Source organism: Rhodococcus sp. KB6, from assembly GCF_001445685.1.
Classification (GTDB): Bacteria; Actinomycetota; Actinomycetes; order Mycobacteriales; family Mycobacteriaceae; genus Rhodococcus_F; species Rhodococcus_F qingshengii.
In genome coordinates, this window is the sequence record NZ_LNAK01000043.1 from 479,968 (window position 1) to 504,960 (window position 24,993).

A 24,993-nucleotide genomic window follows, 5' to 3' on the forward strand; every position below is an offset into this window, starting at 1 on the left:
AACACAGGCACGCTCGCGAGGCTGTGGAGTATCTCGGATTCAGGGGCTGAAGAACTCGAGTCGGCGGCGCAGGCGTGCGATCGACGGGTCCCCGATCGTGCGTCTGCCGTCGGTTCGGGCTTGGCTCGGGGTCATCCCGTAGAAGTCCTTGAACGCTCGCGCCAACTGGGATTTCGAGGTGAAGCCGCATCGCAGGGCCAACGCTTCGATCGTTTCGTTCGGCATCTCGGTTCTGGTCAATTCGCGGTAGACGAGTTCGAGACGCTTCCGCCGAATGACAAGAGCTATTCCGCCGTCGGATGCGAATGCGCGATAGAGCTGTGCCCGGGAGACGGACAATGCTGCGCACATGCTCGTCGGGCCGAGCCAGGTCTCCGAGAGATGCTCGGCGATGTAGGCGTACGCACGATCGCGGAGAGAGTGATCGGGCCGCGGCGACAGATCAGGTTCGGCGATACCCAAACTGACACGAAGGAGGGAAGCGACGACGTCCTCGTAGCCGGCCGCAGCATCGGGATCGAGATGCGGTAGCGCGAGTACGACCGATTGCATGCACTGAGCGAGCACGACGGCAGGAACTCCGCGCAGTACCGTCCCGTGTAGAGAACGACCCTTCGACTCGGCCTCGACGAGGGAACGCGGTGCGAGGAGCGTGATGGTGCGCCCTGTCGATTCCGCCTCCGCGTCGGCGGTCCAGGTACGCCCGAGGTCGAAGAATGTGACATCGCCTGGACGTGCGACGAAATCGACTCCGTCGGCGTTGCCGCTCAACTGCCCGTCGAGGACGACCTGGACCATGTATTCATCGTCGAGTCCGCTCTCGGCGATCAGCCGATTGTTTCGGGTGTACTTCTGTGCGTTGAAGGTAGTTTGACCGATCAACGAGGTTCCGATGGAAAGCGCTGTGATCGAGCCTTCGAGAGATGTGTCAGGGTCAATTCGGTCGGTGACGAAGAACGGACGTGTGACACTGCGCCAGAAGTCGTCGGCGTCCGCAGGATCGACCGATCGGGTCGACACGCGGATGCGGGCGGAATTCATCGACACGCGGGCATGATATGTCAGATCCCGCAGGTCGCAGTCACTCTCCCGCAAATAGACGTCAATAGTGACCGAGCCCACATAATGAGACAAATCGGGCGTATTTGTGAGGCGGCCAGTGCTCGCGTGTCGCGGCGAAGCTGTCTATGTTGTTCGTTATGGGTGGACAGGTTGGGAGTTCGATGCTCGAACGAAATCTCGAGTTCGGCGGGGATCGACTGCTCGTTTGTCGGCCATCATGACGTCCACTTCGAATCGATCGCAGCTATCTCGAGCAAAGCGAAATCCTCGAGGAAGGGGCACGCTGCAAAGGCGGCTTGCCGGGCGTGGAGCCACGGCGATTCGTCCCCGCCTCCTCGGATTGATGGAACGCTCGGCGGGATTGACTGTCATCGATTCGCCGCTTGGGTTCGGCAAGACGGAACTCGCCGCGTTGTGGCTCACGACTCTCGGGCAGGTGCCGAGCAGACCGGTAGTCTGGGTGCCGGCGCCATCGCATCGGATGACCCCCCTCGAGTACTGGAACACCGCGCTCGCAGTAATTCAGGATTCGCTGGAATCACTCGAGGCCCCGCCACGAATGCGCGAGGATCCAGTGGGCGCGATCGAATCACTCCTCGACTCGTCGCCCGCACCATTCGTGTTGGTGTTCAACCGCATCGACCTGGTTGAGGGTGACGAGGTGGGACGCCGAATCGTGGATCTGATCGTGCGGCTTCCCGGATTGAAAGTAATCGTCACGCTGCAGGATCGGTCTGCGACGGACTTGCTCGAAGACGTCCGCGTGGACGAGTACCTGTGCGCGAACGACCTCAGATACACGCTCGACGAGTCCACCGTTCTGTTCGCGGAGGCAGGGATTCACCTTCCCTCGGGCATCGTCCATTCGATCTGTGAACGCGTCGCCGGCGTTCCCGTGCTGATGAAGGTTGCTCTGAGTGCGGTTGCGGGGCTGAGTGAACCGAGCCGTGGACGCGAACGCGTTCAGCAGCGAGTGGACCAGGCGATCCACGCGTACGTCAGTCGGACCGCTCCTCGGTCGGGCAAGTCGCTCGAGTTGTTCGACTTCGCGACTACGATCGCCGCTGCCCGCACGGTGACACCAGAGATCGCTCGTGTCTTGTCCGACGATCTTGACGTGGAGGGCAAACTGGACTTGCTCGAGTCTTTCGGTCTGATCTTCCGGAATGGTTTCGAGGGAGAACCGTCCTGGTACTTCGCGCCGTCAGTTCGACTGGCATTCATACAGATACGGGCCGAACAAGGGGATGGATTCGAAGATCCCTTCCAGGTTCTCGTCGATCACGCTCTCGGGACTTCGGATATAGCCGGTGCCGTTCACTACGCCTTGGACGGACGCAAGTGGACCAGGGTGCTCGACATACTCGAGCGCCACTGGGCTGATCTTCTGGTCGATCACACCGGATTGGTCCGGACTGCGTTGCAATCCATACCCGGTGACGTACTCAGTTCGAACCCTTCGATTCTGGTGGGTCGTGACCTGCTCGAATCACGTCTGCGGCCGCAGTTGATCAACGGCGATTCATTACCGACGGAACCGGCGGAATTGCGTGCGATAGGTGGTAGTCCGCATGCGCACAGCTTGTTGAACGTCGGAACTGTCCAATCGGTGGTGCTGAGAACATCCGGTAAGTACCAACGCTCTACCGAGATCACGCGCAAATTGGCGCACGTCGTGTACGGCCTCGGCGACGAGTCGTTGGGCGCGTTGGGGTCTCAACTGCCCGCCCTGCGGCTGATCTGGGGGGTCTCGCATCAATTGACCGGTGACCTCGGTGATGCCGCGGTGGAATTGCGACTCGCCTATCAAGGTGCGGTGCAACATGGTCCGGAGTTCGTCCTGCGTCACGCCGCAGGCAATGCCGCGCTCAACTCCGCGCTGATCGGGGACGTCGCGCACGCGACGGACTGGCTGCACCTGGAAAGCACACACCCGGACGTTTCGGGATGGTTGGGACCGCCCTCGCACATGGGGGGAGCGATCGCGCGGGCACTGGTGGCGTGCGACAGCGTGGACCTGCACGCCGGAGCTGCCGCGATGGACGCACTCGCCGAGGTTACACCGCCGGGCGACCTGTGGGCGTTCGCGGCCTACACTTACACCAGATTTGCACTGCTGCAATCGGACCCGTTCTCGGGGCTGATTTCCCTCCAGCGCGCAGTGGCAACGCACGGGCACGTGAATCCGTGTGAACGATCGCTCGGTGACGCGCTTCTCACCGCGGCACGTATCGATCTTCTGTTGGCGTCCGGGGAGGGTACCAAGGCGCTGGAAGAATCAGTCGCTGCGCCACATACGTTTGCAGTTGTCACGGTCTCCGTGGCGCGGACGCATCTTCTGACCGGGTCGCCGTCCCAGGCATTGGAATTGTGCCGCGAAATCGATTGGAGCGGGCAGTATCTCACGAGGTTTCGGCTCGAATCCCTGCTGATCGAATGCGCTGCTCTGTGTGAACTGGGCAGGATCCCCGCTGCCGCGAGTACATGGGAGGAAGCTCGCGGACTGCTCGAAACCTCCGGTGTCCTGTCGGCCCTGGCGACGATACCGCGTGATCTGATCAGGCAACTCGAAGATGGGGCCGAGGGCTCGAGCAGTGCCGTCGCGACCTTTCTCGAATCCGAAGCGGCGCAGATATATCCGGCGGCCATCGTTCGGGTCCAATTGACGAAACGGGAGATGGACGTTCTCGTGGAACTGGGTCTCGGCATTCCGATCGGTGAGATCGCGCGGCGGTTGTTCGTATCCAACAACACGCTGAAGAGTCACCTCCGAGCCTTGTATCGCAAACTCGGTGCGCATTCCCGGGAAGAGGCTGTCGCGGCAGCGCACCGACACAACCTCCTCGGCAGTGGGCAGGACTGATCGGCGTCAGTGCAGATTGCGCTCGGCGTAGACCTTCATCGCGTCACGGACCAGCGAAGCGGTGCCTTCTCCGTACTTGTCGTAGTTTGCAGTGAAGCGGGGATCGTCGACGTACATCTGGCCGAGTCCGGTGAAGGCGTCGGCGCTGGGAGTCCTTCCCTGCCAACCGATCTTTATCCACTCGAACTGTCTTCGGGTAATCGTCTGGACGTCGTCGCTTTCCGCGGACAGCCCCGCTGTCAGTGCTTTTCCGAATGCCGCTGCGATGTCGGCTTGAGATTGCAGATGAGCTTTACGGTCCTGCTCCGACATCGACCGCCACCAGTCGTCGCCGCTGGTGTAGGCGTCCTTGCCCCAACGCTCGATGACCTCGTCCTTGTATCGGGTGTGGTCGAACCCGTCGAAAACATCTTCCGGCATGAGTGATTCACCATTCTTCGTCTTGTTCAAGGTCCTGTTGACCGATTCGATCTGTCTCGAGATCCGCGTGCGCTCTTGCTCGAGGAGTTCGAGGTGCGTACGCAGTGCGGCGGCCGTATCGCGTTCGCCGGTGAGGACTTCGGCGATGGCCGGCAATCCGAGTCCGAGTTCCCGAAGTAGAAGGATGCGTTGCAGTCGCACCAGGGCGTCTTCGTCGTAGAAGCGGTAGCCGTTGGCGCCGATGCGACTCGGTTCCAGGAGTCCCAAATCGCCGTAGTGACGCAGCGTTCTGCTGGTGGTACCTGCGGATTTGGCGAGTTCTTGGATGGACCATTCGCTCACGTGGAGTTCCTACTCTCGGATCGGTTGTGCTCATTCAGCATGCAAGTTGACGTTGCGTCAATGTCAAGAAAGTTCTCGGTGTGCATTGTCGGGAACGTTTTATGTCCGTTTCGTCGTATCGCCACGAACGGGTCTCCAACTGATTGATTCGATGACCTAGGTCACGTGATTTGGCTCACAAATTGTCAATTTGAATAGTTGAACAAGCCTCTGTTGACGCTTTCACATACCTCGACCACGATCATCTGAACAGATCGAGTTACGCGGTTGTTGAAAATGCACGGTAGTTGAAATGCACTGCAGACGGAACGGTGGTCCACGATGACTGAACTGGTGTCGGGCGTAGCCCAGGCCAAGCCCTATGACCTCGATGATCGGTACCGGTCGGGATCGGGACCGGTGTTGCTGACCGGTGTTCAGGCAATTGCACGCGGCTTCGTCGAGCAGCACGTTCGCGACATTCGGGCAGGTAAGCGTATTGCCACCTTCGTCTCCGGTTACCAGGGCAGCCCCCTCGGTGGCGTCGACAAGATGCTTCACGGCATGCCCAAGGTTCTCGCCGAGCACGACATCACCTTCATCCCCGGCTTCAACGAGGAGCTCGCCGCCACGGCGGTATGGGGAAGCCAGACGGATCTCCCCGCCGGAACCGCGACCCACGACGGCGTGACCGGCGTCTGGTACGGCAAGGGCCCCGGCGTCGACCGCGCTACCGACACCATTCGCCACGCCAACATGTACGGCGTGAACCCCAAGGGCGGCGTCGTCCTCCTGGTGGGCGACGACCCCGCGTCGAAGTCCTCCACGGTTCCGGCCGTCAGCGAGCGCTCGCTTGCCGCAATGGGCGTGCCGGTTCTCTTCCCACGCAATGCCGAAGAGATCATCACGATGGGTATGCACGCCGTTGCTCTCTCGCGTGTCTCCGGTTGCGTCGTAGCGCTGAAGATCGTCGCCGACGTCGCAGACGGTGCCTGGACGATCGACGGCAGCATCGCGGACTTCGACATCGTGGTTCCGGAAGTGCAGTTCGAGGGCAAGCCCTTCGTCTACAAGCAGCGTCAGATGGCCGCGCCGCCGGACAGTGTCATCGCCGAGGCCGATCTGTACGGCCCGCGATGGGATCTTGTGCACGCGTACGGAACTGCCAACAACCTCGATGTGATCGAGGTCAACCCCTCCGGTGCGAAGATCGGTATAGCCGCCACCGGTACAACTTTCGACTCCGTCCGTCAAGCTTTGGCAGACCTCGGCGTCGATGATGCCGCGCTGCACCGCGCCGGGATCCGTCTCCTTCGCATCGGAATGTGCTACCCCGTCGTGGGCGAGAAGATAAAGGAGTTCGCCGAAGGCCTCGAGCAGATCGTCGTGGTCGAGGACAAGACCGCGTTCATCGAAGCTCAGATCCGGGAAGTCCTGTACGGCACCGACGATGCTCCTCGCATCATCGGCAAGCGTGACGGCCAGGGCCGTCTGCTCATGCCTGCCAGTGGTGAACTGACCGCAGGCCGGTTGCTCGCCCCGTTGCGCCGCGTACTGAAGCCGCACGTCGAGCTCAAGCGCACCCTCCCGGCCCCGCTGTCGCTCAACGTGCTCTCCGCCAAGCGAACCGCGTACTTCTGCAGCGGGTGCCCCCACAACCGTTCCACCGCTATTCCCGAGGGTTCCATCGGCGGCGGCGGAATCGGTTGCCACACACTCGTCACCATGTCCGGCCGTGAGGACAGCGCTGTCACCGGCCTGACGCAAATGGGCGGCGAGGGCAGCCAGTGGATCGGGCAGGCACCGTTCACCGACGTGCCTCACCTGTTCCAGAACATCGGCGACGGCACCTTCTTCCACTCCGGTCAGTTGGCTGTCCAGGCATGCATCGCCGCAGGCGTGAACATCACCTACAAGTTGCTCTACAACGAAGTAGTGGCGATGACCGGTGCACAGGACGCGGAAGGTGCCCTCTCCGTTGCTCAGCTCAGCCACAAGCTGACCACCGAGGGCGTCAAGCAGATCATCATCTGCGCCGACGAGCCTTCGCGTCACAACAAGCGCGCTCTGGCCAAGGGCACCAAGCTCTGGCACCGCGATCGCCTCGACGAGGCCCAGAAGGAGCTTCGCGAGATCAAGGGCGTCACAGTGTTGATCTACGACCAGCACTGTGCGGCCGACGCTCGTCGCCAGCGCAAGCGTGGCACGCTGCCCACTCGCAACACTCGCGTCGTCATCAACGAGGCAGTGTGCGAAGGCTGCGGTGACTGCGGTGTGAAGTCGAACTGCCTCTCGGTCCAGCCCGTGGACACCGAGTACGGCCGCAAGACGAAGATCGACCAGACGTCCTGCAACACCGATTACACCTGCATGGACGGCGATTGCCCGTCGTTCGTGACCGTCGAATTGGTACCGGGCAAGAAGGCTCCCAAGGCCGCACGTCCCGTCCCGCCCGTCGTCGCAGACCCCGATTTCGGACCGCTCACCAGCACGCAGAACGTTTTCCTCGCGGGCATCGGCGGCACCGGCATCGTGACCGTCAACCAGGTGCTCGCAACGGCTGCACTGCGCGCCGGCCTCGAGGTGGAGAGCCTTGACCAGATCGGACTGAGCCAGAAGGCCGGACCGGTTGTCTCGCACCTGCGTTTCAGCTCCAGCGCGCTCGAGCCGTCCAACCGCCTCACTCCGGGCAGCGCGGATTGCATCGTCGCCTTCGACCTGCTGACCGCGACGGACAACAAGAACCTCGACTACGGCAACGCCGAGAAGACGGTCTCCATCGCCTCGACGTCGCAGACGCCGACCGGAGACATGGTCTACGACAAGGCTGTTCGCTACCCCGAGGAGACGTCACTCCTCGCCCGTCTCGACAAGGTGTCGCGCACCCTGCGTTCGTTCGACGCACTCGCCGCGGCGCAGGAGTTGTTCGGTAACACCGCAGCGGCCAACTTCCTGCTGATCGGTGCTGCCTACCAGAGCGGTGGACTTCGTCTGCCGGCCGAGGCCATCGAAGAAGCGATCGGCATCAACGGCGTTGCCGTGGACGCGAACATCGCGGCATTCCGTTGGGGTCGTGCAGCAATTGCCGACACCGCAGCGTTCTCGGCCGTCACCACGCCGGCCAAGTCCGTCCGCGAACCCGTTGTCGCACCGGCTCACATGTTCGCCGGAACCACCTTCACCGGTGAAACCCTGCGACTGGTGGAACTGCGTGCAGCGCAGCTCATCGAGTTCCAGTCCGTCAAGATCGCCCAGCGTTACATCGATCAGGTTCAGGCAGTCTGGACCGCCGAACGTGCCGCAACCGAGCGGACCGATTTCAGCGAGGCTGTTGCCCGCGGCCTGTTCAAGTTCACCGCGTACAAGGACGAGTACGAAGTTGCTCGTATGCTGGTCGACCCCGCATTCATCGAGGACGTCAAGTCTCAGGTGCCGGCCGGGGAGAACCTGACCTACAAGCTCCACCCGCCGATCCTTCGAGTGATGGGCCGCAAGAAGAAGATCGGTCTCGGACCCAAGTCGCATGTTGCACTGAAGGTTCTGGCCAAGGGTAAGAAGCTTCGCGGTACCAAGCTCGACCCCTTCGGCTACATGCACGTCCGCAAGGTCGAGCGTGAACTGCTCGCCGAGTACGAGGCCATGATCGCTGACCTCTCTCGTACGCTCGCAACCGACGGATACGATCGCGCCGTCGAGATCGCGGCACTGCCGGACGTGGTTCGCGGTTACGAAGACATCAAGCTCGGCAACATCGAGCTGTACAAGACTCGCCTGCGCGAACTCGGTGTCGGTGAGTAGGAGCGCCGGCGAGTAGATCGAACAAGACTGTGCCCCAGTGACCGTCGTCGCTGGGGCACAGTTGCATTCAGGGCCTTCTCGGACCCAGGCAGGTTCAGGAGGGCGGGAACTGGCCGTCGGCAACCACGGCGCTGCCGTTCCACGTGAAGTTCACTATGTTCGGTCCGCCTTGGGGACAGCAGAATGCATCGTCGTCCAGCAGCCAACGGTATTGGACGGATACCGAATCCTTGTTGCTGTCGATGACGTGTGTGTACGAGTACGGCTTACTGGTAGCCGTGCCCAGGTATGTTCCGTCGTGGAAGAACAGGACGTGTGACTGGTAAGTCGCATCGCCGACGCCGTCGCCGTCCACCGAAACCCAGAGCAGGTCAGGACAATTCCCGATCTGTTCTTCGCTCGCGGATCTCGGTATCCAATTGCCCCCGTTGATGTCGGTGCCCAGCGTGCCGATGGCGTCGGTGACGACCTGGGAGTCGACGTCGAGACAGGGACCCGAAGCGGGGATTGCTGTCGTAGTCGCCGTCGTGGATGCATTTGTGCGGGTGTTCGATTGTGGCGGGGGAGAGCTCGCTACCGTCGTCCCGGTTTCGTTTGCCGTCGATGTCGCCGACGCCGTTGAACTGGCTGCCGTGGAACTCGCCGCCGCTTCAGGTGTTCCTTCGGTCGACCCACAACCGGCGACCGTCAGGGCAGTGGCCGTCACCAGTGCAGCGGCTGCGACGGCGGCCGAAATCGGAGCTTTCCTGCGCATGCGTCCTCCAGAGTGTATGGGTTCACGTGTTCAAGTCCCTCCTTCGTTCTGTCGCCGGGCCGCATGCGTGCGTTATCGAACAACCGGTAACGATCAGCTATCGGACTCGGTGTTCCGTGCTTCGGTGCTCTTGGCCCCGGCCGCGTCGTATCGCACGGATCCAGCAACGACGGTCATCGCAATCTCTGTGATCAGGAGAGAATCGACCCCTTCGGTGAACGGATCTTGTTTCAGTACGACAAAATCGGCTGCTTTACCCCGAACCAGCTGGCCGGTCACATCTTCCCACCGGCACGAGTAGGCAGCGTCGCGAGTTGCGTGAGCCAGCGCGTCCGCGAGGGGGAGTGCGTACTTCGGCAGGTTGGGTGCCAGTGACGGATCGATTGCGGATCGACGGGTGGTGGCGATGAACATGTTCGGCAGCGGCGGGTGGGGAGCGGTCGGAGCGTCCGAACCCAACGCCAGAACCGCTCCGGCCTCGGTGAATTCGGGCCAGGGGTACGCGCGATTGACCCGGTAGTCGCCGAGCATCGCCTGCCAGTTCTCCTGGATTGCAGGGTCAGCGTGAACCGGTTGCATCGAGGCGATGATTCCCAGGCGGGCAAGCCTTTCGACGTTGTCCCGGGTGATGGACTCCAAGTGTTCCATTCGGTGCCTGCGGGGAATGTCTCCGTTGGCGGCGATCGCGTACTCGAGTGCCGTCAATCCGATCTCCGACGCCTCGTCGCCGATCGCGTGCATCGCGATCTGCAGGCCTGCGGCGTCGGCGGCTGTCACGACGGGGATCAAGGACTCGAGATCCCAGATGGGCTCGGCGTTGGTGCCGTCCGAGTACGGCTCTTTCATTGCGGCAGTGCAGCTGTCGATCACACCGTCGATGATGATCTTGATTCCGGCGATACGGAGCCACGGACCTTGGACGCGCTCGTGGAGTTCGATCACGTCGTGAACTTGTCGGACGTTGTCGGCCTCGTTGTCCTCGCGGGTCATCAGCCAGTGAGCCGCGACACGCAGCGGCAGTGTTCCGTCTCCTGCGTCCAATGCTCTTTCCAGCGAGGCTAATTCGTCCGCGCCGAGTGCCATGTCGACCGCACCGGTCACGCCGTCCTCGAGATAGTGGCGGAAGGCGAGAGCGAGGGCGGCGTCCCGGTCTTCGTCGGATGCGAGCTCCGCCAGTTTCGGCCAGACGTAGAGCATCATGGCGGTCTCGTACAGCATTCCGGTGGCTTCTCCGGTGTCCGGATCCCGGCCGATACGACCGCCGATCGGATCGGGAGTGTCCGCGTCGATGCCGAGTTCTCGCAGTGCTGCAGTGTTCACCCAGACCGAATGTACGTCGTTGGCGTCGAGGTACACCGGGCGATCGGGTACGACGGCGTCGATCATCTCTCGCGTCGGGTGCCCTCCATCCAGCGCGGAGAACAACCAACTGCGACCCAGCAGTCGTGGTGCGTCCGGGTTCGATTCCGCGAATTGCTTGATGCTGGACTGAATGTCGGCGAGATCGGCGGCATCACGCAGATCCAACTTCTGCAGCGCGAATCCCATCATCACCAAATGCGTATGGGCGTCGACGAAACCGGGTAGCACGACGGCACCTTCGAGATCGATCACCTCGGCGTCTGGAGCCAGGATATCGGCATAGACGGTTTCGCCCACGAATCTGAGCTTGTGGTCCTCGACGACTATCGACTCGGCCCATCCGTCGTCGGCAGCCGTGAAGATCTTTCCGTTGCGGTAGTGAGTGATGCTGTCATTCATGACTTCTACGTGATCCTTACGCGATGACGGTAGTAGTGATGGCGGCGCTGTGGTGACGATACGCACCTTCGGTACGTGCGGAGAGTCGGGAAACCAAGGCGAACGGGACCAGTAGAACGAAGCTGATCCCCGAGATGATGACTCCGAAGGTCGGATACCCGAGGCCGGCCGTCACCGAAGTTCCGAACAGCGGCGCGAACGCGCAGCCGATGAGGTAGGTGCCCAGTAGTGGCGCCGACCATCGGCCGGCCGCGTCGAGCGCGGCCGAGATGGCAACCAGGACGATGAACGTGGCCGCGTAGACCGTGTTCCAAGCGATGACCAGCACCAGGTAGATCGTGGGATCGGTGGTGAGGCCGGCAGACAGCTTCAGAATTGCCCCGAGTATCAGTAGCACGGAGATCGATACTGTCCGACTGACCCGAGAACCCAACGCGGTCAAGGTAACAGCCGCGAGCACACCACCCGCCGTTGATGCGCTCAGTGCGAGACTCATTTGTTGATCCGAGAGCCCGGCGTGCTCGGAACCCATGATGCCGAGTACTGCCCACAACGAGTCCTCGCTGATCGCCCAGACTGCAAGCATCGCGAGAAATGCGGTTCCGGCAAAAGTGAGTCGTTTCGCGCTTACTCCGGCGGGGAGAGCTGTGGTCGTATTGGCGGACTTCGCCGTCTCCGGCGACTCTTTCACCGGGGACGACGGCAACCAGGTGACCGTTGCTGCGGTAGCCAGTGCCAGGACTGCGACGACGCCGAATGCGTTGGTCATGTGTGTGCCGAGGATGGGTATGAGAGCGAGGACGACTGTGACGACGACACGGTTCACGAGGCCGCTGATGCTTGACGCCCGGTCCGGGTTCGTGAGCGCGGCCAGTGCCGCTCCACCAACGGATGCGGATCCACCAGCGCCGATACCGCCGACGATGATCGCGGCGCATGCGATCGTCGTGGACGGTGCGATGGCCGCAACGCCGAATGCGGCTGCCATCGCGATCAGGCTGACGCGGCCGAGGAGATGGCGATGCCGGCCCGAGGCGATTCGGGTGGTGGCGAGGCAGGTGACGGCGCAGACCAGCAGCGATGCGGTCAGAACGGCACCGGCAGCGGATTCGGTGACACCGAGGTCCTCGACCATTGCCACGATCATCAGGGGGATGAGGTTCGCGGTAATGAACCCCATGACGCCGATACTGAAGACGGCAATACCGCGGTTGGCGGTGAGTGGAACCCGGTCGGACTGCGTATTCGTCGAAGCGTTGATCGGCACTAGGGCAACCCCATGTCCTGAAGGGGGTGGCTGAACCGACCCCTGGTGGCGTGATGCGAGTCACTTAATGAATGTGATTCGTTAAGTATGGGGATGAGCTCCGCCACGGTCAAGAGATCTAACGAATTTGATTCGTTAATTGTATGTTTCCGAATGCCTGCTTCCGGAAAGTGGCGTCGCCGGTCTGTTTCCTGTTGTGAGGCTTATGCTTCCGCAATGGCTGAGATTGCGGAACGCACCCGCTACTTCGAGCGCTACGTCACTTTCATCGACGCGATTGTCGCCATTGCGATCACGCTGCTCGTCCTGCCGCTGGTCGAACTCACCAGTGACCACCACGGCACCACGTCGGAACTCCTGCGCGATCACGCTGCGCAGTTCTATTCGTTCGCCCTGAGCTTTCTGGTGATCTTCCGTCTCTGGTGGTCGCAGCATCGGCTGCTTCGTTTTGTGGTCGACGGAGACAAGGTGGTTGTGCGCGGGCTGGGGTTGTGGGTGATGACCATCGTGTTCTTGCCATTTCCGACTGCGCTCGTTGCAGCGCCGTCGCAGGATCTCGGAACCAGGGCTCTCTACATCGGGACAATGGCAGCCAGTGCTGCGTGCCTGGCGGTGGTCGCGTGGGGTCTGGTTCGCAACCCCTCGTTGAGCGAAGAGAATGCGAAGCCGCATTTCACCGCTGAAATCGTCACTTTCCTGATCATGGTGGTGGCGCTGCTCGTCAGTGTGCTCGTTCCGGTGACGTCGTACTTCCCGCTGTTTCTTCTCCTGCTGTCGACGCCGATCGAGAAGCTGTGGAACCGAGTGGCGGCGAAATGGAGTCGCGGTGAAGGTGAGATGAGCTAGTCGGCGCGAGCGGTCATCGCGGATTTCTTGGCTTTGTTTCCGCAGATGTTCATCGAGCACCAGCGTCGGTTGTTGCCGCGACTGGTGTCGACGTAGAGGCCGGTGCACCCGTCGCCCTGGCAGGCTTTGACGCGGTCGTGGTCGGGTCCACCGAGCACCGCGATCGCGTCGGCAGCCACTATCGACAAAGCGTCGCGGATCGGATTGTCTCCGGCTGATTTCCAGAGGGCCCGGCCACTCTCGAGGACGAGGTGGGCATCACCGAGTTCGGATGCGGTGTTGACGATCCCGACATCGGCGCGTGAGACGCGGCGGTCCTCGCATACGGCGGTTCCGATGCGATGAATGGCCTCACGTAAATCCTGCGCGCCGCGGAGGTCGTCTTCTGTCGCGGTTGCGGGGGCGTCCATCAGATCGTTGGCGCGTAACCATAATTCGAGTCGCTGCGGGCTCGTGAGTCGTTCGAACCTCGAGCCGTTCCGATTGGTGAGGGTGGCGGTGAAGCGGAAGGCGAGCGTGTCGTTGTCGAGTCGAAACACGTCCCGAGCGGATTGATCAGCTCCTGCTTCGTTCACTTTCGTCCTCCTTCGTGGCGAACCATCTCAACCGGTTCGACAGCAACTGTACCCGTGTGAGAGTCTTGAACCGTCTTAGATGGTTCAGCACTTTCGAGAGGGAAATCCATGACTTCTGTTTCCGTGGTCGGCTTGGGCGCGATGGGCCGTCCCATCGCTCGAAATCTACTGGGCGCAGGCTTCGACGTGACGGTGTGGAATCGCAGCCCTGAAGCGGTAGCCGAACTGGTCGAGGAAGGGGCGATCGGCGCGAAAACCGTTGCCGAGGCATTCCAGTCCGGTGTTGTGCTGTCGATGTTGGCAGATGATTCGGCCGTGTCTTCGGCCATTCTGGATCCCGCCGTCCTCGCATCCGTTCCGAGTGGAACCGTGCACGTCAACATGGCCACCGTCAGCGTCGACCTTGCCAAGCGCGCCGCCGCACTGCACGCCGAGTACGGCATCGGGTACATCGCGGCGCCGGTGTTCGGACGCGTTTCTGTTGCTCAGGCTGGCCAGTTGAACATCATCGCCGCCGGCGACAGTTCCCTCCTCGAGCGAGTGCAACCCTTCCTCGACGTCATCGGTGCTCGCACGTGGCCACAAGGTGAGCGTCCGGAGCAGGCCAACATCGTCAAGATCATCGGCAATTACCTCATCCTCGCCGCGATTCAATCCTTGGGCGAGGCAATCACATTGGGGGAGAGGTCCGGTGTGGACGGAAGCCAACTCGTAGAACTGCTGACCTCGACGATCTTCCCGGGGCCGGTCTACTCCAGCTACGGAAACCTCGTCGCGACGCGTCAGTACGAGCCTGCAGGATTCACCACAGCTCTGGGCCTCAAGGATTTGAGGCTTGCGCTCGACGCCGCCGACAGCGTCGATCTGGATTTGCCGTTCGGTGGCGTACTTCGAGGCGTGCTCGCTCAGGCTCTGGCGAACGGTCAGGGCGAGATGGACTGGGCGTCTATTGCAGAACTGGTCCGTTCCGGCCAGTCGGGTGAAGGCAGTCCCGAAACACCGACGAGGTGAGCTCGAACTCGGACCGGACGGCGACTTCGGCACTGGCGGAGACCGATTCCGTCCGGACACTACCGCTGGCCGGGTTGTCGGCACTCGCAATGGCAGGCTTCATAGCGATCACAACCGAAACCATGCCGGCCGGACTACTGGTGCAGATCGGGTCAGGGTTGTCCGTATCGGTCTCCGGCGCAGGGCAATTGGTCACCGCATACGCATTGGGTTCCGTCGTCGGGGCGGTACCACTGATCGCATTGACCCGAGGATTGCGACGGCGTGCTGTCCTGGTGTCGGCGATTCTGGGGTTCGGTGTCTTCAATCTGGTGACAGCGCTTTCGTCGAATCTTGTTCTCACCTTGGGTGTTCGGTTTCTGGCCGGTATGGCGGCAGGTGTGGTGTGGGGGTTGCTTGCCGGGTACGCACGCAGGATGTCGCCCCCTCACCTGCAGGGGCGGGCCGTTGCGGTTGCCTCCGTCGGACAGCCGATCGCGTTGGCAATCGGCGTTCCGATGGGGGCGTGGCTCGGGACCCTGGCCGATTGGCGCGTCGTCTTCGCCGTGATGTCGGTTGCTGCGCTACTTCTGGTCGCGTGGATACTCACGGTGATGCCGGACTTTCCCGGGCAACAAGCGGATCGGCAGCTGCCGGTGCGGAAAGTCCTGGTCCTGCCTGGCGTACGACCGATTCTGTTTGTCGCGTTCTTGTGGATCCTCGCGCACAACATCGTGTACACGTATCTGGCGGCGTTTCTGGATCGCATCGGTTTCGGCGATCGGTTGGGAATCGTCTTGTTCGTGTTCGGACTTTTCGCCTTCGTGGGCATCGGTGTGGTCGGGGTGTTTGTCGACCGGGCCCTTCGAAGTCTCACCGTGCTGAGCTCGGTGGTCTTTGCCGCAGCTTTGACGGCGTTGGGCGTCGGCGGTGACAGCTTCGCTGTGATCGCACTCAGCGTTGCGGCGTGGGGTGTGGCATTCGGAGGCGCTCCCACTCTCCTTCAGGCGGCGCTCGCGGATACGACGGGCGACGCTGTGGACACTGCGCAATCGGTTTTCGTGACGATCTTCAATTCGGCGATCGCAGCGGGCGGCGTCGTAGGCGGGCTGATCTTGGCGGACTGGGGTGCGGGAGCATTGCCGTTGGTTTCGCTGGTGCTGATCGTCGTCGGTGTTCTTGTGGTCAGTATCCGACAATTCGGACATGGCTTGTGATTCACTTCACGCATGCGGAAGTCATTGTTGGTGGTTGCTCTCGTTGCTACGTGGTTTGTCGCCGGAGCGATGCCCGCGGGGGCTGCGGATGCGAATTGGTCCGGTGATTACTCGCTCAAGCGTTTCGCCGCGACCAAGACGGGCACAAGTCTGGCCGCCAGCCAGTGGGAGCCGGATTTCTCCGATACATACACGTTCGAGACGGATTGCTCGAGCGGAGTCTGTATCGCCACAGTGGTCGGCGGTCCGGCTCCCGCCAATCCGACGTTGCCGCAGCCTGCTCGATACACCTGGGACGGAACCAGTTGGGTGCACCCCTATGACTGGGAGTGGGATTGCTACCAGGGGGAGGGCGTGCCCAAGGTGTGGGCACCGGCGCACTCCGAGGCGTATTACACACCTCAGCCCGATGGCAGTCTGAAAGGTTCGTGGCGTACCGACATCAAGAGTGGTCCCTGCGCGGGATCGGTGATCATGCGCGTCGAGGCGTACCCGGTCGGTCGGTCTACCGGATCTTTCGGTAGTTGAGAACGATCGGCGACTGGATGGTGTTGAAACAAATCTGAGGCCGCGGGAATTGATCGAGCCCCATGCACGTTAATTGAGTCAGTAACGCTCAACTTTCTGCAAGGAGGCTTCGGAATGCCAGCATTCTTCGGGCCCGAGGGTCCCGGTCGCATCGATATTTCCCGGCTCATGAGCAGGGCCACCCAGCAACTCATGGCTGACGCTGCACGTGTAGCGGCTGCTCGCGGTGATTCGGATCTCGATGCACTGCACGTTCTCCGCGTCATGGCGGAGCAGGATCCGGTCCGCACGCTCATGCAGCGCGCCGGAGCCGACCCGAAATCCGTGGTCGACGCCGTCGACCTGCGGCTGCCACAAGGCCGTGAGCAGGGGGGCTACTCTGCTCCTGCGCTCAGCAGTGCCGTGAAAACCGCTCTACTCGAGGCTCATCAACTGGCCCGAGCCCTGGGATCGACGTACATCGACCCCGAACATCTCTTCATCGCCCTGGCCGGTGACCCCGATCATGTTCCGGGTCGTCTGCTCGCTTCGGCCGGCATCACGCCGGAGAAGCTGCAGGCAGCGGTTCAGAATCCCGCAGCCGGTCCAGTCGAAGACGAGTCCACCACACCGACGCTCGACAAGTACGGCATCGATCTCACCGATCGCGCCCGCAACGGCGGCGTCGATCCGGTGATCGGCCGCGCCGACGAGATCGAACAGACCATCGAGATCCTCTCCCGCCGCACCAAGAACAACCCGGTCCTGGTGGGTGAGGCCGGCGTCGGCAAGACTGCCATCGTCGAAGGTCTCGCCCAGCGCATCGTCGACGGGGATGTCCCGGAATCGTTGGTGGGCAAGAAGATCGTCCAGCTCGAACTCTCGAGCATGGTCTCGGGTACCCGTTACCGCGGAGACTTCGAGGAACGGCTGACCAAGGTGATCGACGAGATCACCGCACACAAGGACGAGCTGATCGTCTTCATCGACGAGATGCACACCATCGCCGGTGCCGGAGGCGGCGCAGACGGTGCGATGGATGCCGGAAACATCCTCAAGCCCAAGCTCGCTCGCGGTGAACTGCACATCGTCGGCGCCACCACGCTCGACGAATACCGTAAGAACATCGAGAAGGATCCCGCGCTCGAGCGGCGCTTCCAGCCCGTACAGGTCGGAGAGCCGTCGATCGAGGACGCGATCGCCATCTTGAGCGGCCTGCGCAGTCGGTACGAGGATCACCACAAGGTCCATTACACCGACGAGGCGATCACCGCTGCGGTAGAGCTGTCGGCACGTTACATCGGCGACAGGTTCTTGCCGGACAAGGCAATCGACCTGATCGACCAGGCCGGCGCCAGGCTTCGCTTGAAGACGGCCACGGTAGACACCGCTGCGCTGCAGCAGCGTCTCGAGCAGCTCGAGAGCGACAAGGAAAAAGCCGTCGCCGACGAGTTGTACGAGAAGGCGTCGACCCTGCGTGACGAGATCAACGGCGTCGCAAAGCGTCTCGAGAAGGCAGGATCCTCGGTTCCTTCCGAGGAAACGCCGGACGTGACCGCTGAACAAATCGCCGAAGTTGTCGCTCGCGCAACGGGTATTCCGGCAAGCCAGATGACTCAAGCAGAGAAAGATCGCCTGCGCCGTCTGGAAGAGGAACTGCACGGTCGTGTCATCGGGCAAGATGACGCCGTTCGCGCAATCGCGCGTGCCGTGCGTCGTAGCCGGACCGGTATGAGCGATCCGGATCGTCCCGTCGGTAGCTTCCTGTTCCTCGGACCCACTGGCGTCGGCAAGACGGAGCTCGCAAAAGCTCTGGCTGCCACACTCTTCGGAGACGAGAACAAGATGCTGCGCTTCGACATGAGTGAGTTCGGTGAGAGGCACACGGTCAGCCGATTGGTCGGTGCTCCTCCCGGATACGTCGGCTACGGCGAGGCCGGACAGCTCACGGAACAGGTGCGTCGTAACCCGTACTCGGTGATCCTGCTCGACGAGATCGAAAAGGCACACCCGGACGTGTTCAACACCTTGCTCCAGGTGCTCGACGACGGGCGTCTGACCGACGGTCAGGGTCGGACGGTGGACTTCAAGAACACCGTCGTGATCATGACCAGCAATCTCGGCTCGGACATCATCTCGAGCAAGTCCGGTGGACTCGGCTTCACCACGGGTGATGCAGAGTCGGCGGAGAAGCCACTGCGCGACCGCGTGATGGCCAGGTTGCGCGAATCGATGCGGCCGGAGTTCCTCAACCGTATCGACGAGATCGTGATCTTCCGCAAGCTCGACACCGAGCAACTGCACCGGATTACTGATCTGCTGCTCGACGACAGCCGGAAGCGGCTGCAGTCCAAGGGCATCGAGATCGAGTTCACTGCCGACGCGGTGGACTGGATCGCCGAGCACGGGCATCAACCCGAGTTCGGGGCTCGCCCGTTGCGTCGTTCGATTCAGCGTGTGGTCGACGACAAGATCGCCGACATGCTGCTCGACGATCTCCTCGAAGAGGGCGGCAGTATCACCGTCGCGGTTGACGAGGGTGAGTTGGTGTTCAGCTAGGGGCACAGCCCCCTGTGAGCGGTTAGGGAGTCCCAGGACTCCCTAACCGCTCACAGGCGCGTAGCGCCCAAAATCTCCGCCGCCAGGGCATCGTTGTGCCGGAAGAACCCTGCATTGGTACGGGGACGAGGGAAAGCCGCCGACCAGTTGTGGCCTGCAACCCACGGCCCGGCCGCGAAGCGGCGAGGATGAGCTGTGTTGTTCTGGTCGAGAATTCGTGAAGTACCGTCGACGGCGAGCTTCGCCGAACTGTCCACGGTCGCACGAAGTTCGACTGCCTCACCCCGACCGTGAAGCGTCCGCAGGAGCGAGTCACCGCTCGCGCTGATGGACGCAACCGGCAAGCGTGCTTCGACGAGGGTGTTCGCGGCCACGATGTCGGTGTGCGACGCACTGCGAGCGACAAAGATCCCAGCCCCCGTTGCCGGGTCGATCTCGGTGGAGAACGCTGAATCCGGCCCGAGGAATTGGACGATGCCCGCCTCGTTGAGGGCGATCAACTGTTCCAAACGCTCGGGCGGCGGACCACTGGCGATGAAGCTGAAGAACGAATGAAGCCAACCCTCGACGTCCTTGGCGACGGATTCGGCCGGGATTCTGCCGCGCCGCAACAATTCTCCGACGGTCATGTACGTCGACAGCAGCGCTGAGAAGACAGCCGCGTCGGCGCTGAAATACGGGTCCGACCTCCGCGCGACATCCGCCGAGATGTATTCGGTGATCCGGGACTGGACCTCGGCAAGCCCGTCGTAGCGCTCACCGCCGAGTGGGCGGTTCAGCCGCTCGAGATCGATACGGTCTTCCGGCTTCGGGACTGCGTTCTCGACCAGTTCCTGCAATCGAGGCGATCCCCAAGCCAGCGAGGCGAATTCGGCGTCGAACTCCTCCCAGGTGCCCACTGTCCGATCCGGGTGAGATGCGAACAGCTCGTAATAGTGGGCGCCTGCCAGTTCTTTCGACGCCAAGGGCCAGATGTCGTTTCGGAAATCCAACGGTCCGTCGCCGGGAACGAGATCAGCGGTGAAGAACCGCGGTAGCGGTGGCCGCGCGTCAGCGATCGAGTACGAAATCTTGGAATGATACGGCACTCCGCGACGAGATCCGGCATACAACAGGGGTTCCCGACCCGAGGGAGCGTAAGTGAGGACGCCGTCTTCACCGCGTTCGAAGATGCCGCCACGGCTCTCGGCGAGGAGAACCATCCAGTCGATGAAAGCCAGCCCGAGTCCGGCGATCAGAACCGGTTCGCCTTCGGGAATGACATCGGCGTCGAGATCGGCAGTGTAGCCCGGACCCACATACGTCAACCCGTGATCGGACGCGAAGCTGGTCAGCGCGGTTTCGCGTGGGGCAGGCAACGCATCGGGGTGCCCCTGTGCGAGAAGGACGGTCGTCGCGTCGATGACAGCTCCGTCGTCCAGATGAACTGTCTGTGTCTCGCCGACGTTCACGATGTCGACCACGGATCGTCGATGAACTCGAACGTCGACGTGCGCTGGCGCGGAGTCGACTGCAGTCTCGAACACCCAGTTCAGGTATCGGCTCTGCAGTGACCTCGATGCAAACGACGACGGGGTGAGCGTCGGAACTTCTGCTGCGATTTCTGGGAATTCGGCAAGCTCAGCCGAGCGCTCGGCGACCCATTCCGCGAGGGTCGGACCCGGCAGCACCGGGCCGATCACGGCGGTGGTCTCGTCGGTGAACATCGTGACGTCCGCGGTTGTCGAATTCATCCACAGAAGCGGCGCCTGGCTGCCTCGCCAAATACGGCCGGCGCCTGCCGGATACGGGTCGACAACGTGAATGTCGATCGGTGTGGGATCGGCGTTCACCGATTCGTGAGCGAGGATCCGCTCGAGTACGCCGGTCCCGCGGGGTCCACCACCCACGATCACGATGACAGCTGCTGTCCCCACTGAGGTACGGGGTCGATCGCCTGGCACGAGTCCTCCATCGGACCTGGCAGAAAGCACCCGCACCTCAGCAGAGGGGGTTGCTGCGACGTCACGGAGCCAGGACTCTCGATCGCTCTGGATGGTTAGTCCAGCTTATCTTCGGAGAATCGTGAGGCAAGGAATTCCGGACATCAGATCAGCGTGAATCAAACAGTTGTCAATCACTATCTTTCGGTTTGCGTTGCAGGCAGGATCCGAGCGTGAACATCCCCGAAGCCGATTCGTGATCCGCCGACGCCGGGAGCGGTGGCTGAGATGGCGATGGTGTCGCCGTCTTCGAGAAAGGTACGGGTCTCGGAGCCCACAGCTACGGGTTCCTTGCCGCCCCACGTCAACTCGATGAAGGCGCCGCGCTGATCTTTGTCCGGTCCGGAAATGGTTCCGGACGCGAAGAGATCGCCGGTGCTCGCTGCTGCGCCGTTGATGGTGGTGTGCGCGAGCATCTGCGCAGGCGACCAGTACATCTGGGCGTAGGGCGGCCGGGAGACGACGTGACCGTTCCACTCGACGGCCAGGTCGATGTCCAGCCCCCACTTCTCTTCACCACGCAGATAGGAAAGCGGTTCGGGATCCTGCACCGGAGTGTCGATTCGGGCTGCTTCGAGAGCGAGCAAGGGTACGACCCACGGTGAGATGGAGGTCGCGAAACTCTTCCCCAGGTTCGGACCGAGGGGCACGTACTCCCACGCCTGGATGTCTCGGGCAGACCAGTCGTTCACGACGACGGCGCCGAAGACGTGCTCGGCAAATTCGTCCGGGGTGATGGAATCGCCCATCTTCGAGGGAGTTCCGACGATGAATCCCATCTCGGCTTCGATGTCGAGGCGCCGGGACGGTCCGAAGTCCGGGCTTTCCTGATCGGGTGCCTTCCGCTGTCCGCAGGGACGAACGATGTCGGTGCCGGAGACGACGACGGTGCTCGAGCGCCCGTGGTATCCGACGGGAAGATGCTTCCAGTTCGGCATCAAGGGGGCTGCGTCCGGGCGGAACAACCGCCCGAGGTTGGTTGCGTGATTCTCCGAGGCGTAGAAGTCGACGTAATCGGCCACTGCGATCGGCAAATGCATTGTCACCGAATCAACGGAAAACACTGCATTCGAGTCTATTTCGCTAGTCACGAGCTCCGTGATCCGGTTTCGCACCGATACCCACTGATCTCGTCCCTGAGCCATGAACGCGTTCAGAGTCGGTTCGGAGAAGACGGAATCACCTAGTGTCGCTGCGAGATCGACCACCGATTCGGCGACGCGCACACCGACACGCGGTAACCCTCCCGCGGGGGAGAAGACCCCGTACGGCAGATTGTCGAGACCGAACAGTGAGTCGGCGGGAATGTCGATGGTCGTGACAGTCATACGAGAGTTCCTTCGGTTTTGTCGGAGCGGACGATCAACCCGAGGCCTTCCAGCTCGGTCAGAGGGTCCGAGATGCTGCAGGTACCGAACGAGAGGAATCGGCGACGCACCTCGCCGGCCTCGTCCTCGGTGAGGTCGGCCAGGGCTTGCGCGATCGATTTTCCATCGCGCTGAGACAGTGCAGCAACAATTTCCGAACGATCGGCGCCCCGCCTCGCCGCGTCGACGGCCACCATGATGTTGAGGAAGCCGTGTTGCTCGAAGCCTGTTTCCGGATCGGTGTTGCGCACACCGTGGTGCAGTCCCGCAGTCGCCTTGAACGGGATATTCGCTCGGACAACGGATATCACCGCATCGGCGAGCTCTTCCTCGTTCGGGTACGCCTCGGCGACAATCCCGCCGGTGCGAAACTTTGCGGAATGCCCGGCAGTTTCGAGAGCTGTGAGATAGCCCGCGCGCCGATCACCTCGAGGCACCTCGACAAAAATGTCGACGTCGGGATGAGCGGCATGGACACGAGAGAGTTCCTCGAAGGCCGCATCGGCGTCCAACCCGTCAGGAATTCCCACCTCGACGGCGGCGACGTGAACACCAGGGATGGCTCGCGCGTTCGAGAGTGCGGCCGCCGTATCGGATGGGCCGGCCGGCACGGTCAGACTCAGCGTCACCGGGCTGTCCGCTGAAACGTACGCAGCCAGTTCGCTCAGTCGAGGCGCGGGAAAAACGAAAGGCCCGACCAGTGCGTCGTAGTCCGCCTGCAGGTAGGCGGCGTGGGCCGGAACTGCCTCGGCGAGAGGAGCATTGCCGGGTGGGAAGAGTGCTGCGTCGTCGCACAGGCCGCGCAGGAGTGGGGAGATGATCGTCATTGCCTAGGCCCCCGCCCTGCCCAACTCCAGGCGTACGCTTCGTCCTCGCACGCCAGGGCTCCCTCACCCAATTCGAGGGGCCGGAACGTATCGACCATCACGGCGAGCTCGTCGAAGAACTCGGCGCCGATGCTCCGCTCGTAGGCGCCGGGTTGTGGTCCGTGGGCGTGGCCGCCGGGATGAATCGATATCGAACCCTGACCGATGCCGGAACCCTTGCGCGCCTCGTAGTCACCGCCGCAGTAGAACATGATCTCGTCCGAGTCGACGTTCGAGTGGTAGTACGGCACCGGGATCGACAGGGGGTGGTAGTCGACCTTGCGCGGAACGAAGTTGCAGATCACGAAGTTGTTCCCCTCGAACGCCTGGTGCGCCGGCGGCGGTTGGTGAACACGGCCCGTGATCGGCTCGTAGTCGGAGATGTTGAAGGTGTACGGGTACAGGCAGCCGTCCCAGCCGACGACATCGAAAGGGTGCGTGGGATAAACCATTCGGGTGCCGACGATGCCCGCCGACGTTCGGTGCTTGACCAGTACCTCGACGTCGGTTCCTTCGGCGATCATGGGCGCGATCGGTCCGTGCAGGTCTCGTTCACAGAACGGTGCGTTCTCGAGCAGCTGGCCGAAGCGGGAAAGATAGCGCTTGGGCGGGACGATGTGACTGTTCGCCTCGATGGCGTAGGCACGAAGTGGCTTGTCACCCTTGGGGATCCATCGATGCGTTGTGGACATCGGGATCAGGACGTAGTCACCTTCACTGGCCTCGAGTGCACCGAAGACGGTCTCGACGGTCGCCTCGCCAGATTCGATGTAGACCATCTCGTCGCCGATTGCGTTGCGATACAGGGGAGATGGCGCTGCCGCAACGACGTAGGACAATCGCACGTCGGCATTTCCGAGGATGAGACGACGGCCGGTTACCACGTCGGTCTCGTTCCAGGTGCTTTCGGGAAACAGCGTGTGGAGTTTCAGATGGCGAGGTTTGAGGGGATGGTTGGGGGTTGTGCTCTGATCGCGCAGTTCCCAGACCGTTGCGTCGACGATGGCCGACGGGATCTCGCGGTGGTACAGCAACGAAGAATCCGAGGAGAAACCTTCCTCTCCCATCAGTTCTTCGTAGTAGAGGTTGCCGGACTCGTCACGGTGTTGGGTGTGACGCTTCGGTGGGATGTTGCCGAGTTGTCGATAGAACGCCATGACGGGGCTCCTTCTGTGCTGTTCTGCCTGGCTCACCTCCACCAGATAGTAAACACATTAACTAAAATGATGTGATGAGCGCAACCCTCCAAGGGGGTTGGGGTCTATGTCAGTTACGTCCGCGTACGTCGAACTGGCTGCGGTTGGTGATCAGTTTGTCCAGGAGCATGACAAGAATTCGCTGTTCGGCCTCGCTCAGGACGCTTACCCAGGCGTGTTCGCGTTCGTTCTGCTCGCGAAAGGCTTCGACCATGGCTTCTCGGCCCTTGTCGGTCAGGTACAGCTGGACGGAACGGCCGTCGTTCTCGGTGGGCCGACGATCGATCAATCCGTCTGCCAGCAGCGACTTGGACAGATTGGAGACCGCTGCCCTACTCATGCCGGTGAGCTCGGCGGCAGCCTTCGGCTCGATCGGACCGGCCAGCCAGGTGACGAACAACAGCCTGAAGGAGGACCATGACCAGCCGCGAGGGCGGTGGATCGACGACTCGAGATCGTAGGTGACCACGTTGGAAGCCCGATTGAGTGTCAGTAGTACCTCGGTGGCCAGCTGGTCGCGAAAGCCGTGTTCGGTGGCCAGTCGCTTGTTGGCCAGTTCGATGAACGACCAGAAGTTCAGCACGCCGACGGTTGGCTGGTCATCGGTTGTCCGGTCAGTCATGGACTAACCCTAGCGCGATC

General features: G+C 62.0%; 18 protein-coding genes. 7 read left to right on the top strand and 11 right to left on the bottom strand.

Going from position 1 to position 24,993, the window contains the following annotated elements; translation table 11 throughout:
* Positions 1 to 39: 39 nt before the first annotated feature.
* Positions 40 to 1,041, bottom strand: coding sequence for a helix-turn-helix domain-containing protein (locus ASU23_RS09390; RefSeq protein ID WP_230587460.1), 1,002 nt, complete (start codon positions 1,039 to 1,041; stop codon positions 40 to 42).
* Between the two features lie 364 nt (positions 1,042 to 1,405).
* On the opposite strand from ASU23_RS09390, the gene ASU23_RS09395 reads away from it, so the two are divergent.
* Complete coding sequence (locus ASU23_RS09395) at positions 1,406 to 3,925, top strand: LuxR C-terminal-related transcriptional regulator (protein WP_007733956.1); 2,520 nt, start codon at positions 1,406 to 1,408, stop codon at positions 3,923 to 3,925.
* A 6-nt stretch (positions 3,926 to 3,931) separates the two neighbouring features.
* Here the strand turns inward: ASU23_RS09395 and ASU23_RS09400 are convergent, their stop codons facing one another.
* Positions 3,932 to 4,687: a MerR family transcriptional regulator gene (locus ASU23_RS09400; protein WP_058037784.1), complete on the bottom strand. Its 756-nt coding sequence runs from the start codon at positions 4,685 to 4,687 to the stop codon at positions 3,932 to 3,934.
* A 321-nt stretch (positions 4,688 to 5,008) separates the two neighbouring features.
* On the opposite strand from ASU23_RS09400, the gene ASU23_RS09405 reads away from it, so the two are divergent.
* On the top strand, positions 5,009 to 8,464 hold the full coding sequence (locus tag ASU23_RS09405; RefSeq protein ID WP_042921773.1) for an indolepyruvate ferredoxin oxidoreductase family protein: 3,456 nt from the start codon (positions 5,009 to 5,011) through the stop codon (positions 8,462 to 8,464).
* 94 nt (positions 8,465 to 8,558) lie between these two features.
* On the opposite strand, the gene ASU23_RS09410 is transcribed toward ASU23_RS09405, so the two are convergent.
* The 3 genes from ASU23_RS09410 to ASU23_RS09420 all read right to left on the bottom strand — a co-directional run bounded on the left by ASU23_RS09410 (position 8,559) and on the right by ASU23_RS09420 (position 12,246).
* Complete coding sequence (locus ASU23_RS09410) at positions 8,559 to 9,218, bottom strand: LppP/LprE family lipoprotein (protein ID WP_058037785.1); 660 nt, start codon at positions 9,216 to 9,218, stop codon at positions 8,559 to 8,561.
* 93 nt (positions 9,219 to 9,311) lie between these two features.
* Positions 9,312 to 10,979 (bottom strand): amidohydrolase, encoded by a 1,668-nt coding sequence (locus tag ASU23_RS09415; protein ID WP_058037786.1) that lies wholly within the window; start codon positions 10,977 to 10,979, stop codon positions 9,312 to 9,314.
* A gap of 16 nt (positions 10,980 to 10,995) precedes the next feature.
* Positions 10,996 to 12,246: an MFS transporter gene (locus tag ASU23_RS09420; protein WP_058037787.1), complete on the bottom strand. Its 1,251-nt coding sequence runs from the start codon at positions 12,244 to 12,246 to the stop codon at positions 10,996 to 10,998.
* A 216-nt stretch (positions 12,247 to 12,462) separates the two neighbouring features.
* Here ASU23_RS09420 and ASU23_RS09425 point away from each other — a divergent pair, with 216 nt between their 5' ends.
* The gene (locus ASU23_RS09425) at positions 12,463 to 13,092 is read left to right on the top strand and encodes a TMEM175 family protein (RefSeq protein ID WP_003940262.1); all 630 of its coding nucleotides are present in this window, start codon (positions 12,463 to 12,465) and stop codon (positions 13,090 to 13,092) included.
* Here the strand turns inward: ASU23_RS09425 and ASU23_RS09430 are convergent.
* Positions 13,089 to 13,667, bottom strand: coding sequence for an ABATE domain-containing protein (locus ASU23_RS09430; protein ID WP_054188963.1), 579 nt, complete (start codon positions 13,665 to 13,667; stop codon positions 13,089 to 13,091). The genes ASU23_RS09425 and ASU23_RS09430 overlap by 4 nt on opposite strands.
* Before the next feature lie 108 nt (positions 13,668 to 13,775).
* Between ASU23_RS09430 and ASU23_RS09435 the strand changes: the two genes are divergently transcribed.
* The 4 genes from ASU23_RS09435 to ASU23_RS09450 all read left to right on the top strand — a co-directional run bounded on the left by ASU23_RS09435 (position 13,776) and on the right by ASU23_RS09450 (position 18,940).
* Positions 13,776 to 14,678, top strand: coding sequence for an NAD(P)-dependent oxidoreductase (locus tag ASU23_RS09435; RefSeq protein WP_003939725.1), 903 nt, complete (start codon positions 13,776 to 13,778; stop codon positions 14,676 to 14,678).
* Positions 14,675 to 15,874, top strand: a complete 1,200-nt coding sequence (locus tag ASU23_RS09440; protein ID WP_082661370.1) for an MFS transporter — start codon at positions 14,675 to 14,677, stop codon at positions 15,872 to 15,874. Before ASU23_RS09435 ends, ASU23_RS09440 begins: the two co-directional genes overlap by 4 nt.
* Before the next feature lie 12 nt (positions 15,875 to 15,886).
* Positions 15,887 to 16,402 carry a hypothetical protein gene (locus ASU23_RS09445; RefSeq protein ID WP_037128543.1) on the top strand — a complete coding sequence of 172 codons (516 nt, stop codon included), beginning with the start codon at positions 15,887 to 15,889 and terminating at the stop codon, positions 16,400 to 16,402.
* A 114-nt stretch (positions 16,403 to 16,516) separates the two neighbouring features.
* A complete protein-coding gene (locus tag ASU23_RS09450) occupies positions 16,517 to 18,940 on the top strand; it encodes an ATP-dependent Clp protease ATP-binding subunit (RefSeq protein WP_058037788.1) in 2,424 nt (807 codons plus the stop codon).
* Positions 18,941 to 18,990: 50 nt separating this feature from the next.
* Here ASU23_RS09450 and ASU23_RS09455 read toward each other — a convergent pair whose 3' ends face one another.
* The 5 genes from ASU23_RS09455 to ASU23_RS09475 form a co-directional block, all read right to left on the bottom strand.
* Positions 18,991 to 20,883: an FAD/NAD(P)-binding domain-containing protein gene (locus ASU23_RS09455; protein WP_253741265.1), complete on the bottom strand. Its 1,893-nt coding sequence runs from the start codon at positions 20,881 to 20,883 to the stop codon at positions 18,991 to 18,993.
* A 176-nt stretch (positions 20,884 to 21,059) separates the two neighbouring features.
* Positions 21,060 to 22,250, bottom strand: coding sequence for a fumarylacetoacetase (fahA, locus tag ASU23_RS09460; RefSeq protein ID WP_054188907.1), 1,191 nt, complete (start codon positions 22,248 to 22,250; stop codon positions 21,060 to 21,062).
* The gene (locus ASU23_RS09465) at positions 22,247 to 23,116 is read right to left on the bottom strand and encodes a hypothetical protein (protein WP_058037790.1); all 870 of its coding nucleotides are present in this window, start codon (positions 23,114 to 23,116) and stop codon (positions 22,247 to 22,249) included. The genes fahA and ASU23_RS09465 overlap by 4 nt, the downstream gene beginning before the upstream one ends.
* The gene (locus ASU23_RS09470) at positions 23,113 to 24,312 is read right to left on the bottom strand and encodes a homogentisate 1,2-dioxygenase (RefSeq protein WP_030535304.1); all 1,200 of its coding nucleotides are present in this window, start codon (positions 24,310 to 24,312) and stop codon (positions 23,113 to 23,115) included. The genes ASU23_RS09465 and ASU23_RS09470 overlap by 4 nt, the downstream gene beginning before the upstream one ends.
* Positions 24,313 to 24,421: 109 nt before the next feature.
* Positions 24,422 to 24,973 carry a MarR family winged helix-turn-helix transcriptional regulator gene (locus tag ASU23_RS09475; RefSeq protein ID WP_003939926.1) on the bottom strand — a complete coding sequence of 184 codons (552 nt, stop codon included), beginning with the start codon at positions 24,971 to 24,973 and terminating at the stop codon, positions 24,422 to 24,424.
* Positions 24,974 to 24,993: the final 20 nt, after the last annotated feature.